Genomic DNA, 4,326 nt, shown 5'->3' with positions numbered 1-4,326 from the left:
ACTTCGCGATTTGACCGATCCCGATGTTCCGGTATTCAGGCCTTGGTTTTTTTACGGCTTCAGCCATGCTAGACCCCAACTTGTTAAAACACTAACCTGCGATTTTAGCGCCTTTTTATTTCGCGCTGCAGCGATGAGCAACCCAGGAGACCGTTGCTTCGCGCGCGAAAAAAGCCTTCCGGCACGCGTGTTTTGCCAGCACTCAGCCAGTGCCCGCAACCCCGTCTTTCGTTCGATCAACTCAAGTCGTTCTGATAGTAATAACCGGTCGTGACATACCATCCGCGCCGCACTTCGACCGGGCGATCGCCATACGTATAGGACACGCGCTCCACCGACAGCAACGGGAATCCCTGCGCGACATCGAGGAACTGTGCGACGGTTTCGTCGGCGGCGACGGCGCGGATCTTTTCCGAGGCGCGAATCATGCGCGTGCCAAACTCGGTTTCGAACATCGCGTAGAGCGGCCCCTTGTATTCCGCGAGGCGCTCCGCCGTGAGGCCGCGAAACACGGCGCCCGGCAGCCAGATTTCGTCGAATACGGTCGTTACGCCATCAAACTGCAACAAGCGCTTGATAAGAACGACGGGATCGGCGGGCTTCAAATCGAGCTGACGCGCGATTTCGGCGGGCGCGCGCAGGCGCCTGCATTCGAGCAGACGGCTGACATGGGGATGAACGTCGCCATCGTCGGGCAACAGGCGCAGGAAGCGGAACTGCACGCGGTCTTCGTTGTGCGTCGCAACGAACGTGCCTTTGCCCTGACGGCGAACGAGAAGATTGTCGGCGGCGAGCTCGTCGATGGCTTTGCGCACCGTGCCCTGGCTCACCTTGTAGCGCGCGGCCAGCTCGACCTCGCTCGGGATGATCTCGCCGGGCTTCCACTCGCCGGATTCGAGCCCTTGCGTGATGAGCGCCTTGATTTGCTGATACAGCGGGCTGAACGTCGGCGACGGCGTGCTCGCGGCCTCAGCCGCCGGTGCAGTGCCGTTGGGGGTCGTCGTGTTCGCCGGACTGGAATTCATGCCGCGCATTTCAACACAAGGCCCGCCGTGCGTCCAGACTTTTCCCGCAGAATCCTATGTCTTATATAAGACATAAGATAGTGTTGACATTAGTTCGGACCGCTCCTACACTCCTTGTCGAGCAAGGGTTTGCGGGTCGTTGCGAGAGTGCAGGAACCGCCGGTCGGCGTGTTTTCCGAGGCGTTCCCGCCCAGAGAATACGGCAATTTCACGGCGTCCACGCATCGCGCAGCATACCGCCAGGCACGCCCTTTCGCTTCCGTCTCACGCCGATCGGCCACTCGATTCGCGCGCCGCTGCCTGTCCCACGCCTCGCAACGTCAAGCGCCGTCTCGAATGGGCGCGTTGCCGTCGGACCCAAGCGAAATCACGGCGTTCTCCACGTACCTCCCGCACCTCTCTCGCTCGAAGAGAAAGATTCATGGCATGGCAGTCACGCCGTGACGCCGATGCGCCGCACGAGTTCGGGCTCGCCCGGCCGGCTTCGAGCGATTCGCGCATGGCATGGCCGGCATGTCTTCATCAACGCTTGGCGTATCGCGCATAAAATGGCGTTTTTCCCTAGCGTTCCACGCACAGTCCAGGAGAGTTCTCAATGGCTAAGTCCGCAAAGCGCGTTGCCGTAACCGGCGCCGCAGGTCAAATCGGCTATTCGCTGCTGTTCCGCATCGCCAACGGCGATCTGCTCGGCAAAGACCAGCCCGTGATTCTTCAGTTGCTCGATCTGCCGCAAGCGCAAGGCGCCGTGAAGGGCGTCGTGATGGAACTCGAAGACTGCGCGTTCCCGCTGCTCGCGGGCGTGGTCGTCACGGACGATCCCAAGGTTGCGTTCAAGGACGCCGACGTCGCGCTGCTCGTGGGCGCGCGCCCCCGTTCGAAGGGCATGGAGCGTAAGGACCTGCTGTCGGCGAACGCCGAGATCTTCACGGTTCAGGGCAAGGCGCTGAACGATGTCGCGAGCCGCGACGTGAAGGTGCTCGTGGTCGGCAACCCGGCAAACACGAACGCGTACATCGCGATGAAGTCGGCGCCGGATCTGCCGAAGAAGAACTTCACCGCCATGCTGCGTCTGGACCACAACCGCGCGCTGTCGCAACTGGCGGCCAAGTCGGGCAAGCCGGTCGCGTCGATCGAAAAGCTCGCCGTGTGGGGCAACCATTCGCCGACGATGTACCCCGACTTCCGCTTCGCGACCGCCGAAGGCCAGGACCTGACGAAGCTCATCAACGACGACGAATGGAACCGCAACACGTTCATCCCGACCGTCGGCAAGCGCGGCGCGGCGATCATCGAAGCGCGCGGCCTGTCGTCGGCGGCTTCGGCGGCTAACGCGGCGATCGATCACGTGCGTGACTGGGTGCTCGGCACGAACGGCAAGTGGGTCACGATGGGCATTCCGTCGGACGGCTCGTACGGCATTCCGGAAGACATCATCTACGGTGTGCCCGTCACGTGCGAAAACGGCGAGTACAAGCGTGTGGAAGGCCTCGAAATCGACGCCTTCTCGCGCGAGAAGATGGACGGCACGCTGAACGAACTGCTCGAAGAGCGCGACGGCGTCTCGCATCTGCTCGGCAAGTAAGCACGGTGTGACGAAGGGAAGCTCGTGGAGCGCTTCCCTTCGGCGCGATCGCCTCTTGGCGCTCGCGCGTGATTCGAACGCGCTTGAAAAAACGTCGAGCGCATTCGAATCATCGAGCAAGATCGAATTCAATTCTCCCCAATCGGACCCGACGCCGACGATGCGCACGCTCACTCCCGCCGAAGTGCTGTTTGACGGCGAACCGCAACCCGCGGTTCTCCCGCCCTGCGATCACTACGCCGGCAGCGAGAAGCTGATGAGAAAATCGCTGGCGTTGCAGGCGCAACTGGGCCCGGTGTTCGACATCACGCTCGATTGCGAAGACGGCGCGCAAGTCGGCCGTGAAGCCGAGCACGCGGAACTGGTCGCATCGTTCGTCGGCGGCGAGGAAGACCGCTTCGGGCGCGTGGGCGTGCGCATCCACGACTTTCATCACCGCGCGTGGCGCGACGACGTGCGCATCATCCTGCGCAGCGCGAAAAAGGCGCCCGCGTTCATCATGCTGCCGAAGATTCGCAGCGTTCTCGATGCCGCCGAGATGGTGGCCTTCATCGAAGCAACGCGCGGCGAGTTCGGCATTCAGCAAGCGATCCCCTGTCATCTCCTCGTCGAGACGCATGGCGCGCTCGCGCAAGCGTTCGAACTCGCGGCGTTGCCGGGCGTCGAATCGCTGAGCTTCGGGCTGATGGACTTCGTCTCCGCGCACAACGGCGCGATTCCCGATACCGCGATGCGCTCGCCCGGCCAGTTCGATCATCCGCTCGTGCGTCGCGCGAAGCTCGAGATCGCGGCCGCGTGTCACGCGCACGGCAAAGTGCCGTCGCACAATGTGTCGACGGAAGTGCGCGACATGAGCGTCGTCGCGAACGATGCCGCGCGCGCCCGCAGCGAATTCGGCTACACGCGCATGTGGAGCATCCATCCGGATCAGATCCGGCCGATCGTCGAGGCTTTCTCGCCGCGCGCCGATGAAATCGCGCTCGCCGCGGAGATCCTGCTCGAAGCGCAAAACGCGCAGTGGGGCCCGACGCGTCACGGCGACACGCTGCACGACCGCGCGAGCTATCGCTATTACTGGTCGGTGCTGCGCCGCGCGCACGCCACGGGACAGACGATGCCCGACGAATGCGCGCCGCTTTTCGCCGCGCCCGCGACGGAACCGAAGGCATGAGCACCGGATCGCAGTTCAAGCACAACAAGTAGCGCCGCACTACGCGCGCACGAAAGGAGACTTGAGAGCATGACCGATACCGCATCGACCGAAGCACCCGCATCCGGCGCATTCAAGCCGAAGAAATCCGTCGCGCTGTCGGGCGTGACGGCGGGCAATACCGCGCTGTGTACGGTGGGCAGGACCGGCAACGATCTGCACTATCGCGGCTATGACATTCTCGATATCGCGACGACGTCTGAGTTCGAAGAGATCGCCTATCTGCTCGTGCACGGCAAGCTGCCGAATACGGCTGAGCTGAAGGCATACAAGACCAAGCTGAAGGCGCTGCGCGGCCTGCCCGCGAATCTCAAGGCCGCACTGGAGTGGATTCCGGCCTCCGCGCATCCGATGGACGTGATGCGCACCGGCGTCTCCGTGCTCGGCACGCTCTTGCCCGAGAAGGACGACCACAATGTGCCGGGCGCGAAAGATATCGCCGATCGCCTGATGGCTTCGCTCGGCTCGATGCTGCTGTACTGGTATCACTATTCGCACAACGGCAAGCG

5 protein-coding genes are annotated in these 4,326 nt (G+C 62.9%); 4 read left to right on the top strand and 1 reads right to left on the bottom strand.

The window, feature by feature from the left end; translation table 11 throughout:
• A partial coding sequence (locus AWB70_RS39485) for a hypothetical protein (RefSeq protein ID WP_235024438.1) occupies nucleotides 1-274 on the top strand: 274 nt, incomplete at its 5' end.
• On the opposite strand, the gene AWB70_RS37970 is transcribed toward AWB70_RS39485, so the two are convergent.
• A complete protein-coding gene (locus tag AWB70_RS37970; RefSeq protein WP_014251429.1) occupies nucleotides 237-1,034 on the bottom strand; it encodes a GntR family transcriptional regulator in 798 nt (265 codons plus the stop codon). The two genes, AWB70_RS39485 and AWB70_RS37970, sit on opposite strands and share 38 nt — an antisense overlap.
• 586 nt (nucleotides 1,035-1,620) lie before the next feature.
• Between AWB70_RS37970 and AWB70_RS37965 the strand changes: the two genes are divergently transcribed.
• From AWB70_RS37965 to AWB70_RS37955, 3 genes are all read left to right on the top strand, one after another.
• Entirely contained in the window at nucleotides 1,621-2,607 is a 987-nt protein-coding gene (locus AWB70_RS37965; RefSeq protein ID WP_014251430.1) for a malate dehydrogenase, read from the top strand.
• A 160-nt stretch (nucleotides 2,608-2,767) separates the two neighbouring features.
• Nucleotides 2,768-3,778, top strand: coding sequence for an HpcH/HpaI aldolase/citrate lyase family protein (locus AWB70_RS37960; RefSeq protein ID WP_053569437.1), 1,011 nt, complete (start codon nucleotides 2,768-2,770; stop codon nucleotides 3,776-3,778).
• Between the two features lie 69 nt (nucleotides 3,779-3,847).
• Nucleotides 3,848-4,326, top strand: a 479-nt coding sequence (locus AWB70_RS37955; protein WP_327350571.1) for a citrate/2-methylcitrate synthase, incomplete at its 3' end; no start/stop codon positions are given.

Origin of the sequence: Caballeronia cordobensis, assembly GCF_001544575.2 — a bacterium.
GTDB lineage: Bacteria > Pseudomonadota > Gammaproteobacteria > Burkholderiales > Burkholderiaceae > Caballeronia > Caballeronia cordobensis.
This window is presented reverse-complemented; position numbering and strand designations above follow the sequence as displayed.